The following is a 15,038-nucleotide window of genomic DNA, read 5'->3' as shown; positions in this document are numbered from 1 at the left end:
AGAATATGAAGAGCATGGCTGACCTGGCCCCCGAGCACTTTATCTGGGAAATGCGTGGTGACGTCGCCGTCATTCGGTTGAATCGCCCAGAGCGCAAGAATCCGCTGACATTCGAGAGCTACGCCGAGCTGCGCGATACCTTTCGTGACCTGGCCTATGCCTCGGATGTGCATGCGGTGGTGTTCACCTCCAACGGTGAAAACTTCTGCTCCGGCGGTGACGTACACGAGATTATCGGCCCCCTGGTGGGCAAAGATATGAAGGGACTGCTCGAGTTCACCCGTATGACCGGCGACTTGGTCAAGGCGATGCTGAACTGCGGTAAACCAATCATTGCCGCTGTGGACGGTATTTGCGTTGGCGCGGGGGCGATCATCGCCATGTCATCGGATATCCGCTTCGCCACTCCGCGCGCCAGCACGGCCTTCCTGTTCACCCGCGTGGGCCTGGCGGGCTGCGATATGGGCGCCTGCGCAATTCTACCGCGCATCATTGGTCAAGGCCGCGCCGCCGACCTGCTCTACAGCGGGCGCAGCATGAGTGCCGAAGAGGGCTTCCAGTGGGGCTTCTACAATCGCGTGGTCGAGCCGGACGCCCTGGAACAAGATGCCATCGCCTACGCCACTCGCCTGGCTCAGGGCCCGACCTTTGGCCACAGCATTACCAAGACCCAGTTAAACCAGGAGTGGTCGATGAGCCTGGAGCAGGCGATCGAATCGGAAGCCCAGGCCCAGGCGATCTGCATGCAGACCAACGATTTCGAGCGCGCCTACCACGCCTTCGTAGCCAAGCAAAAACCTGAGTTCAAGGGGGACTGATGAGCGACAAGAGCTTTCTAGCGTGGCCCTTTTTCGAGGCCAGACACCGCGAACTTTCCGAGCAGCTCGAAGCGTGGTGCCACACTGAACTTCCCCGCGACCACAGCGATGTGGATGCGACCTGCATTCAACTGGTACGTGATTTAGGTAAGGCCGGATTTCTGGAAGGCACGGCGGGCGAGCATATCGATGTGCGCAGCCTGTGCCTGATCCGTGAAACCCTCGCCCGCCACGATGGCCTGGCCGATTTTACCTTTGCCATGCAGGGGCTGGGCACCGGCGCGATCAGCCTTTACGGCAGCGATGAACAGAAGCAGTGGTTGGATAAAACCCGTCGCGGTGAAGCGCTTTCAGCCTTTGCCCTGAGCGAGCCGCGCTCCGGTTCCGACGTAGCCCAACTGGATACCACCGCTGAGCGCGATGGCGGCAGCTACCGTTTGAATGGCGAAAAGACCTGGATCTCCAACGGCGGCATTGCCGATATCTACACAGTCTTTGCCCGTACCGGTGAAGGCCCCGGAGCCAAGGGGCTTTCGGCCTTTTTAGTGCCCGCCGACACGCCAGGGCTGGAGATCCGCGAACGGCTGGAGACGGTGGCGCCTCACCCACTGGCGCGGCTGGGTTTCAACGACATGGTGCTGCCTGCCAGCGCCCTGATTGGCAAGCCTGGACAGGGCTTCCGGATTGCCATGTCGGTGCTGGACGTTTTCCGCTCTACGGTCGGCGCGGCCGCACTGGGTTTCGCCCGCCGGGCGCTGGAGGAGTCGCTCTCCCGCAGCCGCTCCCGGGAGCTTTTCGGCGCTACGCTTTCCGATCTACAAATGGTGCAGGGCCACCTGGCGGATATGGCGCTAAACGTGGATGCCGCCGCCCTGCTGGTCTACCGCGCTGCCTGGACGAAAGATCAAGGCGCTGAGCGAGTGACCCGTGAAGCGGCAATGGCCAAGCTATTTGCCACCGACCAGGCCCAGCTGGTGATTGATCAAGCGGTACAGCTGCACGGCGGCGACGGCGTTCGCAAGGGCCATATTATTGAAAGCCTCTACCGGGAAATCCGCGCGCTGCGTATTTACGAAGGCGCTTCCGACGTACAGAAAGTCGTCATCGCCCGCAGCATGCTTGCGGAGGAGTAAGCAGCAAAAAGCCGTACAGCAGTTCTCAAAACAATAAAACACAACGCCAGACACCGTATCCCTGCCGATTCTTCTTTCGAGGCGTTGGCAGGAATAAACAATGACACCAAATACGGAGGTTGGTCATGACTATCCAGTCGGCTCATGCTGATACTTTTGCGCGGGATAACCTGCCACCCACTGATGGTCAGCCTGAGTTTCTGCTCGCGGGCTACGATTATCCTGAACGCCTGAACGCAGGCGTCGAACTGTGCGATCGGCTGCTCAACCTGGGCCACGGTGAACGGATTGCCTTAGCGGGTAATGGCCGACGCCGCACTTACCGCGAGCTCACCGAGTGGACCAACCGCCTTGCCCACGTGCTGGTCGAAGACCTGGGCGTGGTTCCCGGCCAGCGGGTACTAATCCGCTCGGCAAACAACCCCGCCATGGTGGCCTGCTGGTTGGCCGCCACCAAGGCGGGCGCCGTGGTGGTCAACACCATGCCGATGCTGCGCACCAAAGAGCTATGCCAGGTAATCGATAAAGCGCAAATCAGCCTCGCCCTGTGCGATACCCGATTGCTGGATGAGCTCATCGCCTGCCAGGAGCTTACCCCTGCCCTCAAACGTATCGTCGGCTTTGATGGCACCGCTAACCACGACGCAGAGCTTGACCGTTTGGCGCTGGGCAAACCCGCTGTCTTTGATGCCGTAGATACCGCTGCCGACGATGTGGCGCTGCTGGGCTTCACCTCAGGCACCACCGGCTCCCCCAAAGCCACCATGCACTTTCATCGCGACCTGCTGGTGATTGCCGACGGCTACGCCAAGGAAGTCTTGCAGGTAACGCCGGAGGACGTGTTCGTCGGTTCGCCGCCGCTGGCATTTACCTTTGGTCTGGGCGGGCTGGCCATTTTCCCGCTGCGCTTCGGCGCCACCGCCGTGCTACTCGAACACGCCTCCCCGCCTAATATGATGGACATTATCCGCGAGTATCAGGCCACGGTGGTCTTCACCGCACCAACAGCCTACCGGGCGATGCTCTCAGCACCTACTCGCCATGAAGATTTGAGCAGCCTACGCGTTGCCGTCTCCGCTGGCGAAACCCTGCCCGCGCCGATCTATCATGACTGGATCAAGCAAACCGGCACACCGATTCTCGATGGCATCGGCGCCACGGAAATGCTGCATATCTTCATCACCAATCGCCTGGACGACCACCGCCCCCACTGTACCGGCAAGCCGGTGGCAGGCTACGAAGCGCGTATTGTTGATAACGATATGCAGGATGTCCCGCCCGGAACGGTCGGCAAACTGGCCGTACGCGGCCCCACCGGCTGCCGCTACCTGGCCGACAAGCGCCAGCATAAGTATGTGAAGACAGGCTGGAATATCACCGGCGATGCGTTTTATCAGGATGAAGAGGGTTACTTTCATTTCGCCGCCCGCAACGACGACATGATCGTCTCGGCGGGTTACAACATCGCAGGCCCTGAGGTGGAGGCCGCGCTGCTGGCCCATCCTGCCGTAAAAGAGTGTGCGGTGATCGGGGCGCCTAGCCAGGAGCGTGGTCAAATTGTCGAGGCTTTTGTTGTTCTAAACGATGGTTTTCAGCAAGATGAAGAATGTCAGCAAATGTTGCAGGACTTCGTGAAGCAGACCATCGCGCCGTATAAGTACCCTCGCTCCCTACGCTTTATCGAGGCGCTACCTAAAACATCCACGGGTAAGGTTCAGCGCTTTCGGCTGAGCCAGGAACATTACCCAAGCGCTGGCTCTCCTGGCTCCGACATGAATAGCTCCAATACAAATAGTACCGACACAAATAGTACCGACACAAATAGTACCGACACCAACGTATGACCCTCTAAGCAATAAACGATTAAAAAATGAGGAATGATCCATGAAAATGATATCCCGCTTTGGCCTTGGCTTACTGCTCTCATCCAGCTTGGTAACGGCTCACGCCGATGACGTCAAGATCGGCATGATCACCACGCTTTCAGGCGGCGGTTCGCACCTGGGCGTAGACGTTCGCGATGGCTTTATGCTCGCTCTTGAGCAGTCTGGCCGTGACGATGTGGAAGTGTTGATTCAAGATGACGCTAACCGTCCTGACTTGGCGCGCAGCTTGGCCAATGAGTTTATGCAGCGTGATGAGGTCGATATTCTAACCGGCATTATCTGGTCCAACTTGGCAATGGCGGTGGTGCCTACCGTCACACGTCAGGGCACCTTCTATCTCTCCCCTAATGCCGGCCCTTCCGACCTGGCTGGCCGCATGTGCCACGAAAACTATTTCAACGTGGCGTATCAGAACGACAACCTGCACGGCGCCATGGGTGCCTACATGCGTGAACAAGGTTATGAGCGCCCGATCATCATGGCGCCCAACTACCCTGCGGGCACCGATGCGCTGGCGGGCTTCAAGCACCTCTATGAAGGTGAGGTCGTTGGCGAGCTTTACACCCAGATGGGTCAGACCGACTACGCGGCCGAAATCGCCCAAATTCGTGATAGCGATGCCGACAGCCTGTTCTTCTTTCTCCCCGGCGGCATGGGCATCTCGTTTATGAAGCAGTGGGAAAGCTCCGGCGTTGATATGCCGATCTTTGGCGCCGCCTTCTCGTTTGATGAAATCCTGATCAAGGCAGTAGGTAGCGCGGCAATCGGCGCACGCAATACTTCGCTATGGGCTTATGACCTTGAAAACGAAGCCAACGACCGCTTTGTCGAGGGTTTCCAGGCGGCCTATGACCGTATGCCGACGCTTTACGCGGCACAGGGTTACGACACCGCCAACCTGATTCTGAGTGCGCTGGAAACTGCCCACCCCGATGACAAAGACGCCTTCCGCGAAGCACTGCGGGCCGCCGACTTTGATAGCGTGCGCGGTGAATTCCGCTTTGGCCCGAACCAGCACCCTATCCAGGATATTTACGTGCGTGAAGTCGTGGAAGGTGACGATGGCCAGCCCACCAATCGCCTGATTGGTATTGCTATTGAAGATATTCAAGACGTCTATTACGAGCAGTGCGAAATGTAAACTCGTCTCGGCTGGGTGCCTACACCCAGCCATTTCTCTTCACCTTCGTTAAGGTTAACTAACGTGTCCGTTACCCTGCTAATTGAGCAATTACTTAACGGCGTGCAGCTCGGCACGATGCTGTTTTTGATGGCTAGCGGCCTCACTCTGGTGTTCGGGGTAATGGGGCTCATCAATCTTGCCCACGGCTCTTTTTATATGGTGGGGGCCTACGCCACGGCGGCGGTCACTGCTTCAACGGGCTCTTTTTTAATTGGCCTTGGGGCTGGCATGGCTGCCGCCGCGATGGTCGGCGCGTTGGTAGAGCTGTTGGTGATCCGTCGACTTTATCACCGCCCTCACCTTGACCAGGTATTAGCGACCTTTGCGCTGATACTGATTTTTTCGGAAGGCACGCGCTGGATTTTTGGTTCGTCGCCGATGCGACTTAGCCCGCCTTCCTGGCTAACCGGGTTTGTCACCCTGCCCGGCGATACTCGCTATCCCATTTATCGGCTGATGCTTATTGGCGTGGGCATTGTTATTTCGATTGCCCTTTACGTTTTGATCTCTAAAACACGCTTAGGCATGCGCATTCGGGCCGGAGAAAGTGACCGCGAAATGATTGGTGCGCTGGGGGTGAATATTTCCAAGCTGTATACCGTGGTCTTTGCGTTGGGCGCGGGGTTGGCAGGCTTAGCCGGTGCATTGGTGGGGGCGCTACAGTCTGTACAGGTAGGCATGGGTGAACCGGTGCTGATTTTGGCCTTCGTCGTGATCGTGATTGGTGGTATCGGCTCCATTAAAGGGGCGCTACTGGGTGCCCTGTTGGTGGGTGTGGTCGATACGTTGGGGCGGGTCTATTTGCCGATCTTTTTCCGTGCGTTTATGCCGCCCTCTGAGGCGACAGGTGTCGGCGCGGCGCTGGCCGCGATGCTGATCTATATCCTCATGGCCGTTATTCTCGCCTTCAAGCCTAAGGGACTGTTCTCTGCCAATGACTAATAACACTTCCCTTTCGAATAGCGCGTCGCGAGGTACCACAGTTGACGCTGCGCCAGCGCCCAAAGCGGACCGCCACTTTGACCGCAAAGGGTTGGTTCAGATGACCCTACTCGGCCTGCTATTACTGCTACCGGTGGTGGCTTATTTCTCTGGCCAAATTTATTACGTCAATCTGGCCTCGCGGATCACCATTATTGCTATGGCCGCCGTCGGGCTTAACTTGGCGATTGGCTATGGGGGCATGGTGAGCTTTGGCCATGCGGCCTATTTCGGCCTAGGCGGCTATGTGTCGGGCATCAGTGCCTATCACGCTTTTGATTTGACCCCCTTTATGACGTGGCCTTTCAGCGTGCCGGGCAGCGACAACTTACTAGTGATATGGCTCGCCGCTATGCTGCTGTGCGGACTGCTGGCGCTAGCCATCGGCGCTATCTCGCTGCGCACCACGGGGGTCTATTTCATTATGATCACCCTCGCCTTTGCGCAGATGATCTACTACTTTGCCAACTCCTGGCCAACCTATGGCGGCGAAGACGGCCTGCCGATTTATATACGCAATACTCTTCCGGTGGTCGATAGCAGCGATGCGCTAACCTATTTTTTGATCTGCTTCACCGGGTTAATACTGGCGATGGCGATCACCTCACGGCTGATGAAATCACGTTTTGGTGCAGCACTCACCATGGCGCGGCTTAACGATGTGCGTTTGGCCACTGCTGGGATTAGCCCCTACCCCATTCGCCTGGTGGCGTTTGTGATTTCTGCGGCAATTACCGGGCTTGCCGGTGCGCTCTATGCGGATCTAAATGGCTTTGTTAGCCCTACCATGCTCAGTTGGCACTTCTCCGGTGAACTGATGGTGATTGTGATTCTGGGCGGCGTAGGGCGCCTGTATGGCCCGCTGGCCGGTGCAGTGCTGTTTGTAATGATGGAGACATTCCTCGGAGGCGTTACCCAGTATTGGCAGCTATTCCTGGGTTTAGTCCTGCTTGGCGTGGTGCTGTTCGCCAAACACGGGGTGATGGGTTGGTTAGCTGGGAGGGAGCGCAATGAGTGATATCGTTCTTTCACTGCAAAACCTGAATAAACGTTTTGGGGCGTTGCAGGCAACCGGTGATGTCTCGCTGGATCTTAAGCCAGGAGAAATCCACGCCCTGATTGGGCCCAATGGGGCGGGTAAATCGACGTTGATCGGCCAAATTGCCGGCAATATACGCCCGGATGAGGGCCGCGTTTTTCTAGCTGATACCGAAATCACCGGTATGAGCATTGCCCAACGCGCCCGTTTGGGGCTGGGACGTAGTTTTCAGGTCTCCTCGCTGGCTGAGCCGCTTTCGGTGATGCGCAACGTGATGATGGGCGTTCAGGCGCTGCAGAGTCATAGCTTTCGCTTCTGGAAACCCGTCGCCCGTGACCGGAACCTGCTTGAACCCGCTTATGCGGCCCTGGAGCGCATGCAGCTTAGCCATCGCGCCTGGACGCCGGTCTTTGAGCTTTCCCATGGTGAGCGCCGTCAAGTGGAGGTGGCTTGCGCCCTGGCCCTTAAGCCCCGCGCCCTTTTGCTGGATGAGCCCATGGCGGGCCTGGGCCCGGAAGGTTCGGCGAAGCTGACCGAGCTGCTGGAAACGCTAAAGCTGGAAGTGCCCATTTTGCTAATCGAGCACGATATGGAAGCGGTGTTTCGGCTTGCCGATCGCATCTCGGTGCTGGTCTCTGGCAGCGTTATCGCCCACGGCGATAGCCAGGCGATTAGGCAGGACCCGCGCGTTCGTGAAGCCTACCTGGGAGATTCTGATGCTTAAGGTTGCTGACATTGAAACGTTTTATGGCCCCTCCCAGGCGCTCTTTGGCGTCAACCTTGAGGTGAACGCCGGGGAAATGGTGGCGTTGATGGGCCGTAATGGTATGGGTAAAACCACCACCATTCGCTCGATATTTGGTCTGACGCAAGCTAGCCGCGGCACTATTGAATTTGAATCTCAAGAGATACGCCGTTTGCCCGCTTACCGCATCGCCAAGGCAGGGCTTGGCTTGGTGCCGGAGGGTCGTCGCTGCTTTCCCAATTTATCGGTACGCGAAAACCTGCTGGTCACCGCTCGCCCCGGCGAGTGGACGCTGGAAAAAGTGGCAACGCTGTTTCCGCGTTTGGAGGAGCGCCGGGCACAAATGGCCAAAACCCTTTCTGGCGGTGAGCAGCAGATGCTGGCCATTGGCCGGGCATTGATGACCAATCCGCGCTTGCTAGTACTTGATGAAGCCACCGAAGGCTTGGCGCCGGTCATTCGCCAGGAGATCTGGCGAGCGATTCGGCTGCTTAAAGAGCAAGGCCAGGCCACGCTGTTGGTGGATAAGTCGTTAAGCGAGATTCTGCCTATCGCTGACCGCTGCACCATTCTTGAAAAGGGCAGCACGGTGTGGGATGGGAAACCAGCGGCACTGGACAGTGCTGTGCGTGACCGTTACCTGGGTGTGTAGGGAGGAAAATAATAATGGCGTTTACCACGCAGCGGAAGGTTCGTTTTCAGCACTGTGACCCGGCCGGTATCGTTTTTTTCCCTCGCTATTTCGAGATGATCAACTCGGTGGTAGAGGATTGGTTTGAGGAGGTCGTGCACCACGACTTTAACCAACTGCATGTGGAGACCGGTACGGGCGTGCCCACTGCTGCTATCGATACCCAGTTTCATGCGCCTAGCCGATTAGGCGAACGGCTGACCTTTGAGTTAAGGGTTCAGTCCATGGGGCGCAGCAGTTTAACGCTGCAGATTGTCGCTTATTGCGGAGAGCAAAAGCGCTTAACCAGTGATTCAACCCTGGTATTTGTGGATTTAAGTAGCGGTAAGCCGATGCCATGGACAGAGGCAATACGCCAGCATATTACCGTTGATAACCTATAAGGATAGCCATAATGAGTGACGCCAACTTTCATCAGCTTCTTCACCCTTCGCATTGGAAAGCAGCGGTCGGTTACGCTAACGGCGTGCTGGCTTCGGGCCAAACTGTGTTTGTCGGCGGCCAGATTGGCTGGAATGCCGACCAGGTATTTGAAAGTGATGACTTTGTCGTGCAAGTGAACCAGGCGCTGCAAAATATCGTGGCGATCTTAAAAGAGGCTAATGCAGGCCCGGAGCATATCGTGCGGTTAACCTGGTATGTGACGGATAAGCGGGAGTATTTGGCGCGGCTTAAGGAGGTGGGTGCCGCCTACCGCGAGGTGCTGGGCAAGCATTTTCCGGCAATGACGATGGTTCAGGTGGCGGGGCTTGTCGAAGATCAGGCCAAGGTAGAAATCGAAGCGACTGCGGTGATTCCGGCCGTATAGCGTTATGAGTACGGGGCAGCGGCAGAGTGCCGCGGGGGCGCTGTGAACCCATCCATGGGCGCTACTTTTTCCATCCCTGGAAAAAGACCCCCGCTATACCCTGCCCCAGCCCCTCGCTGGAAGCCGAACTTTCAGCGCCCTAACTGGACGCTGCTTGGTATTAGCAGTGAAACCCTTTAATCCACTCAACGAAGCAGCCATCGTTTAGATAGTGCTCAAGAATCGAGAAGTGGTCTACGTTGGGAAGAAGCTGCTGAGTCACTGTTTGGCCTTGCTGGCTTAAATGCTCAGCATAGCTGCTCATCTGGCGCTCGAACTCCTCAGACTCCAGGTTCCCTGCTACCAGCTTGATAGGCGCAGGCACTCGGCACGGTAGCCATAAGGGGCTGAACTCCTGCACATCGCGCCCGCTAAGCTGAAGCTTGGGCTGCAGCCATGACCAAGGAAATGGCCGCAGGTCGTATAAACCGCTGATACAGAGCGCGCCGCGAATCAACTGGTTGGGTAAGCCAAAGGTGCCTTCCCAGTCCGTCGACATTAACATCGCGCATAAATGCCCGCCCGCCGAATGTCCCGAAATACTCAGCTGCTCAGGATCAACTTCCAACTCAGCGGCATGGCGATAAATGTAGGCCACCGCTGCTTGGCTCTGCCGCACCAGTTCGCTAAAGCGAACCTGTGGGCAGAGCGCGTAGTTGACCACCGCGACGGTGATACCGGCATTCACCAAGTCATCGACAATAAAGCTGAATTCACGATGGCTCAGCGAGCGCCAGTAGCCGCCGTGGAAGAACACATGCACCGGGGCTTTTGGATGCTCGTCATGAGATGCATCGGCATGAAAGAGATCCATGCGCTCAGCAAGCGTTGGGCCATAAGGCAGATCGAGCGTTGTGCGGTTGTTAACTCTTGATGCTTCACTGCGCTCACGCCAATCCTTTACCAACACCGTCGGGTCACGACCCATCATCGGGTCGTAGGCGCGATCGATCTCTTCTTGAGTCGCAAAATGTTGATAAAGCATGTACATCTCCTTATCGCTGACGCCCTACTAACCCCGGCTTTTCATCAACAGCATACGCAGCGGGGCGATTGCCAGAATGGCAAATCCGATTAGCGTCCAGGCGGGCAGTGATAGGCCGAGCAACGAGAAATCGATATTGGCGCACTCGCCCGAGCCCGTTAACACCATGGCCACGACATCCTGCATGGGCAAGATGTCCATCATGTAATCAAGCCCGGGACCACAGGAAGGCACTTCATCGGCGGGCAAGCCTTGCAGCCAGACGTGACGCCCGGCGATAAAGGCACCGGTGCCTACGGCAGCCAGCGCCAGCACTGCGTAAATTACTTTACCGACCCGCCCGGCCGGGCTGTGGATGGCAGCAATGGCAAACACAATGCCCGCCGCGATGACCGCGACACGCTGGAAGATACATAGCGGGCAAGGCTCAAAGCCACCGATATGCTCCAGGCCAAGCGCCACCGCCATCATTAGAACGCAGAAGGCCAAACCGGCCAGGGCAACCGAACGATATGTATGCAGGATCATTGATGAGCCTCAGATGGCAGCGCGGACAAAGCGCGGGACTCGCGAGCCTTAGCGAAATAGGCCTCTAGAAACGCTTCAAAGGTTTCCTTATCAGCGGCTTCAATATCGCGCTGCTGCTGGTGCGAGGTTTCAATCAGTTGAGCAAGTAGCGCTTCACGGCTGCGCTGCATCGGTTCTGCTTTCAGCTGCTCCGCCTGCTCCTGGGCCAGGCTAAGCATTAAATCACTTAGCGAGCCGCCGTTCGCTTTGAGACGTTCGAGCACCTGGGCTGATGGCGTTAGCGAAGGGTCCGCTAGGCGTGGAGCGATATCTGCCAGTGCGTCAGCATGAGGGCTGCCCTCTTCGACGGCATCTAACAGGCGGGCGACTTCCCCCATCTCGGCGAATATTTGTTCGCCCCACTCACGCACCGACGTCGTTTCACCGTGATTAAACAGCTTAAGCTCAGGGTCGCGGCCACGCTCGACTACCCAGCGACGGTTGTCGTCCAAGCGGTCACACTCTTCATCGGAGATCCAGGGGCTGTCGCTGAGCAGGCACCACATCAAGAAGGTGTCCACAAAGCGCATCTGGACTTCGGTCACGCCGAGAGGGTCGAAAGGATTGAGATCGAGACAACGCACTTCGATGTACTCCACGCCGCGGGCTTCGAGTGCCTGGCTGGGGGTTTCGTTGTGTTTGGCGACACGCTTGGGGCGAATATCACTGTAGTACTCGTTTTCAATCTGCAGAATATTGGCGTTTAGCTGCCGCCATTCGCCATCGACGTTAACACCCATTTTTTCATAATCAGGCCACGGTGAAGAGATCGCGTGGCGTAGGGTGTTGACGTAATTCGAGAGCGAGTTAAAACAGATTTTGAGCTGCGACTGCACCTTGTTTTGATAGCCCAAATCGGACATACGTAGCGTCGTCGCGTAGGGCGCAAAATAGGTGTCGTCGCTGAGTGACTGCAGCTTTTCAGGCACTTTTTTGTCGTCAGGCAAAAAGCTTCTATCGATGGCCGGTGAAGCGCCGAAAAGGTACAGCAACAGCCAGCTATGGCGGCGGAAGTGACGGATCATGCCGAAATAGCGGGTGGAGCGGTAATCGTTGAACGGAATATTGGTGGCTTTTTCCATCTCGCGCAGGGCATGCCACATGTCATCGGGCAACGATACGTTGTAGTGAACACCCGCAATCGCCTGCATGATGCGGCCGTAGCGTATGTCCAGCCCCTTGCGATAGACATGCTTCATGGTGCCGACATTGGAGCAGCCGTAGTCGGCAATCGGCACACTGTCGTTACCGGACAGCCTTGAAGGCATACTGCCAGGCCAGATCCATTCATCCTGCAGGTGGTGATAAGTAAAAGTATGCAGGTCAGACAGAAACGACAGCGCTTCACTCGGCTGGGAGTAGACCGGGGTGATGTACTCCAGCAGCGACTCTGAATAGTCGGTGGTGATATGCGGGTGGGTTAACTTGGAGCCCAGCGCGTGCGGGTGCGGCGTTTGGGCAATGTGTCCATTGGCATCAACCCGCAGCCCCTCTTTTTCAAGCCCACGACGCAGGCGGCCCAACCGACCAAGGCGCGCGCTGGGGATTAGGCGTTCAACTTGCGCGGTCAGCGCGGATGGCACAGTGAGTGGTTCAGGCAAGGTGAACACTCCTTGTCAGTAAAGCCCGCGGTGAGCGGGCCTTGGTGTAGTCAGGTGGCATCGCCATCATCGCTGTCTCAAAATAGACAACAGGATATGGCGGCAACCATGGTTTTTTCAAGGCGCGCGACTATTTGCCGCCGCGTGCTTTTAGCAACGCAGCACCGAGTGCGCCCATGGGCGCTTCCGTTTCGGCAGATTTAGCACTATTGCGCTGCCCCCGAGAATGCTTACGGTTAGCGCTGGGTTGATCTTTAGGGGAGCCATTGTCCTTATTAGCGTTTTCGGCCTCCGGCTGGTCATCCAGACGCATGGATAGCCCAACACGCTTGCGGGGAATATCGATGCTCATGACTTTAACCGTCACAATATCCCCCGCCTTGACCACGCTACGTGGGTCGTCGATAAAGCGGTCCGATAGTGCTGAGATATGCACCAAGCCATCCTGATGGACACCGATATCCACAAAAGCTCCAAAATGTGTCACGTTGGTGACCGTGCCTTCGAGCACCATTGAGGGCTTAAGATCGTTAAGTGTTTCGACACCTTCGCGGAACTCGGCAGCTTTAAATTCCGGGCGCGGATCACGGCCGGGTTTATCCAGCTCTTTCAAGATATCGCTCACCGTGGGCACACCAAAGCGCTCATCGGCAAAGTCGGCAGGCTTTAACGCTTTTAGCGCAGCGCTATCGCCGATTAAACCGCGTACTTCACGGCCGCTCTGCTTGGCGATCCGCTCTACCAAGGGGTAGGCCTCGGGGTGAACGGCGCTGGCATCCAAGGGATTATCAGCATTATGAATGCGTAAGAAACCGGCGCACTGCTCGAACGTTTTCGCGCCCAGGCGACTGACTTCTAGCAACTCTTTGCGGTTTTTAAAGGCGCCTTTGACGTTGCGCTGGGCAACGATATTTTCAGCCAGCGCAGCACTTAACCCAGCCACCCGTGAAAGTAGTGCACTGGAGGCGGTGTTCAGATCGACGCCGACGGCGTTTACACAGTCTTCAATCACGACTTCCAAGCTACGCGATAGCTGTACCTGGGAAACATCGTGCTGATACTGACCCACACCGATGGATTTGGGTTCGATTTTCACCAGCTCGGCCAGCGGGTCTTGGAGACGACGGCCGATGGAGACAGCGCCACGAACGGTAACGTCGAGATCCGGCATTTCTCGTGAAGCGTACTCGGACGCAGAGTAAACCGACGCCCCCGCCTCCGAGACCATCACTTTGCTTAAGCGATAGTCAGGCGCCAGGGCTTTAAGCAACTCGCCCGCCAACTTATCGGTTTCGCGGCTGGCGGTGCCATTACCCACGGCAATGAGTTGCACGCCATGCTGCTTCGCTAATTTAGCTAGCACGCTGAGAGACTCATCCCAGCGGTTTTGTGGCGCGTGCGGGTAGATTGTGGTGTGGTCGACAAACTGCCCGGTGGCATCGATCACAGCGACCTTACAGCCGGTGCGTTGACCGGGATCGATAGCAAGCGTCACTTTCTGCCCCGCCGGTGCGGCTAGCAGCAGGTCTTTTAGATTTGCCGCGAACACTTCAATGGCGGTGAGCTCTGCCTGTTCACGTAAGCGACCCAATAGCTCGGTTTCAAGCGCCGTGTAGAGTTTCACGCGCCAGGTCCAGCGTACGACTTCGGCTAACCATTTATCCGCTGCACGGCCCTGGTCGCTAATACCAAACTGCTTGGCAATCGCTAACTGGGCAGGATGAATAGGGGCGTCGTCTTCGCCGGGTAGACGAATCGACAGACTCAATACGCCTTCGTTACGGGCACGGAACATTGCCAAAGCGCGGTGAGAAGGCGCTTTAGCGAGTTTTTCATCGTGCTCGAAGTAGTCGGAGAACTTGGCGCCCTCCTGCTGCTTGCCCTCCAGCACGCGGGCGCTGAGTTCGCCCTCTTGCCAAAGCCGTTCACGCAGTTGGCCGATCAGTTCGGGGTCTTCGGCGAAGCGCTCCATTAGAATCTGCTTGGCGCCATCCAGGGCGGCCTTGGCATCCTCGATGGCGGGAATATCACCCTCTGCCGGTCGCAGATACTTTTCTGCTTCGCTTTCCGGAGTAAGCGTTGGATCGGCCAGCAGCGCATCGGCCAGTGGTTCAAGCCCCGCCTCGCGGGCAATCTGCGCTTTGGTACGACGCTTCTTCTTGAAGGGCAGGTATAAATCTTCCAGTCGCTGCTTTGTTTCAGCAGCGTCAATGCTCGCTTTCAGCGGGCCGTCCAGCTTACCCTGCTCATCGATGGCGGCGATCACGGTGGCACGGCGCTCTTCCAGCTCACGCAGGTAGCGCAGGCGTTCATCTAACTGGCGCAGTTGAATATCGTCCAGCGCGCCGGTGACTTCTTTACGGTAACGGGCAATAAACGGCACGGTGGCGCCGCCATCCAGTAGCTCCACCGTGGCGGATACTTGCTCGGGACGAACGCCTAGCTCAGTCGCTAGGCGGGAAATAATACGCTGATTGACATCCATAAATTGCAACTAACTCATGCAGCATTTTTAAGTGACAACAAGGTATCACAAACGCGTCACGGCTGGCATGGCTTGAG

At 57.0% G+C, this 15,038-nt stretch carries 14 protein-coding genes; 10 read left to right on the top strand and 4 right to left on the bottom strand.

The features are described 5' to 3' along the window. The first annotated feature begins 5 nt into the window (after positions 1-5). The 10 genes from KO116_RS04655 (at position 6) to KO116_RS04610 (ending at position 9,284) form a co-directional block, all read left to right on the top strand. Positions 6-818, top strand: a complete 813-nt coding sequence (locus tag KO116_RS04655) for an enoyl-CoA hydratase family protein (protein WP_035556795.1) — start codon at positions 6-8, stop codon at positions 816-818. Beyond that, the gene (locus KO116_RS04650; RefSeq protein ID WP_035556798.1) at positions 818-1,951 is read left to right on the top strand and encodes an acyl-CoA dehydrogenase family protein; all 1,134 of its coding nucleotides are present in this window, start codon (positions 818-820) and stop codon (positions 1,949-1,951) included. Before KO116_RS04655 ends, KO116_RS04650 begins: the two co-directional genes overlap by 1 nt. A gap of 125 nt (positions 1,952-2,076) precedes the next feature. Beyond that, entirely contained in the window at positions 2,077-3,795 is a 1,719-nt protein-coding gene (locus KO116_RS04645) for an AMP-binding protein (RefSeq protein ID WP_045812075.1), read from the top strand. Positions 3,796-3,835: 40 nt separating this feature from the next. Then, positions 3,836-4,978: an ABC transporter substrate-binding protein gene (locus KO116_RS04640; RefSeq protein ID WP_035556802.1), complete on the top strand. Its 1,143-nt coding sequence runs from the start codon at positions 3,836-3,838 to the stop codon at positions 4,976-4,978. 63 nt (positions 4,979-5,041) lie between these two features. After that, positions 5,042-5,962, top strand: coding sequence for a branched-chain amino acid ABC transporter permease (locus tag KO116_RS04635; RefSeq protein WP_035556806.1), 921 nt, complete (start codon positions 5,042-5,044; stop codon positions 5,960-5,962). Beyond that, positions 5,955-7,019: a branched-chain amino acid ABC transporter permease gene (locus tag KO116_RS04630; protein WP_035556809.1), complete on the top strand. Its 1,065-nt coding sequence runs from the start codon at positions 5,955-5,957 to the stop codon at positions 7,017-7,019. Before KO116_RS04635 ends, KO116_RS04630 begins: the two co-directional genes overlap by 8 nt. Then, positions 7,012-7,764: an ABC transporter ATP-binding protein gene (locus tag KO116_RS04625; RefSeq protein ID WP_035556813.1), complete on the top strand. Its 753-nt coding sequence runs from the start codon at positions 7,012-7,014 to the stop codon at positions 7,762-7,764. The genes KO116_RS04630 and KO116_RS04625 overlap by 8 nt, the downstream gene beginning before the upstream one ends. Next, positions 7,757-8,437: an ABC transporter ATP-binding protein gene (locus tag KO116_RS04620; protein WP_035556816.1), complete on the top strand. Its 681-nt coding sequence runs from the start codon at positions 7,757-7,759 to the stop codon at positions 8,435-8,437. The genes KO116_RS04625 and KO116_RS04620 overlap by 8 nt, the downstream gene beginning before the upstream one ends. Positions 8,438-8,451: 14 nt before the next feature. Further along, entirely contained in the window at positions 8,452-8,859 is a 408-nt protein-coding gene (locus KO116_RS04615) for an acyl-CoA thioesterase (protein WP_035556819.1), read from the top strand. Positions 8,860-8,870: 11 nt separating this feature from the next. Further along, a complete protein-coding gene (locus tag KO116_RS04610) occupies positions 8,871-9,284 on the top strand; it encodes a RidA family protein (protein WP_035556822.1) in 414 nt (137 codons plus the stop codon). A 160-nt stretch (positions 9,285-9,444) separates the two neighbouring features. Here the strand turns inward: KO116_RS04610 and KO116_RS04605 are convergent, their stop codons facing one another. The 4 genes from KO116_RS04605 to KO116_RS04590 form a co-directional block, all read right to left on the bottom strand. Continuing rightward, a complete protein-coding gene (locus KO116_RS04605) occupies positions 9,445-10,308 on the bottom strand; it encodes an alpha/beta hydrolase (RefSeq protein WP_035556824.1) in 864 nt (287 codons plus the stop codon). A 27-nt stretch (positions 10,309-10,335) separates the two neighbouring features. Then, complete coding sequence (locus tag KO116_RS04600; RefSeq protein ID WP_008957649.1) at positions 10,336-10,836, bottom strand: disulfide bond formation protein B; 501 nt, start codon at positions 10,834-10,836, stop codon at positions 10,336-10,338. Next, positions 10,833-12,476: a glutamate--cysteine ligase gene (gene gshA, locus KO116_RS04595; RefSeq protein WP_035556827.1), complete on the bottom strand. Its 1,644-nt coding sequence runs from the start codon at positions 12,474-12,476 to the stop codon at positions 10,833-10,835. Before gshA ends, KO116_RS04600 begins: the two co-directional genes overlap by 4 nt. A 130-nt stretch (positions 12,477-12,606) precedes the next feature. Then, on the bottom strand, positions 12,607-14,961 hold the full coding sequence (locus tag KO116_RS04590) for a Tex family protein (RefSeq protein ID WP_035556830.1): 2,355 nt from the start codon (positions 14,959-14,961) through the stop codon (positions 12,607-12,609). Between the last annotated feature and the right edge of the window lie 77 nt (positions 14,962-15,038).

The sequence above is a fragment of the Halomonas sp. KO116 genome (genome assembly GCF_000734975.2).
GTDB lineage: Bacteria > Pseudomonadota > Gammaproteobacteria > Pseudomonadales > Halomonadaceae > Vreelandella > Vreelandella glaciei.
Note: the sequence above shows the minus strand (reverse complement) of the source record. Positions and strands in the feature narration are given on the sequence as shown.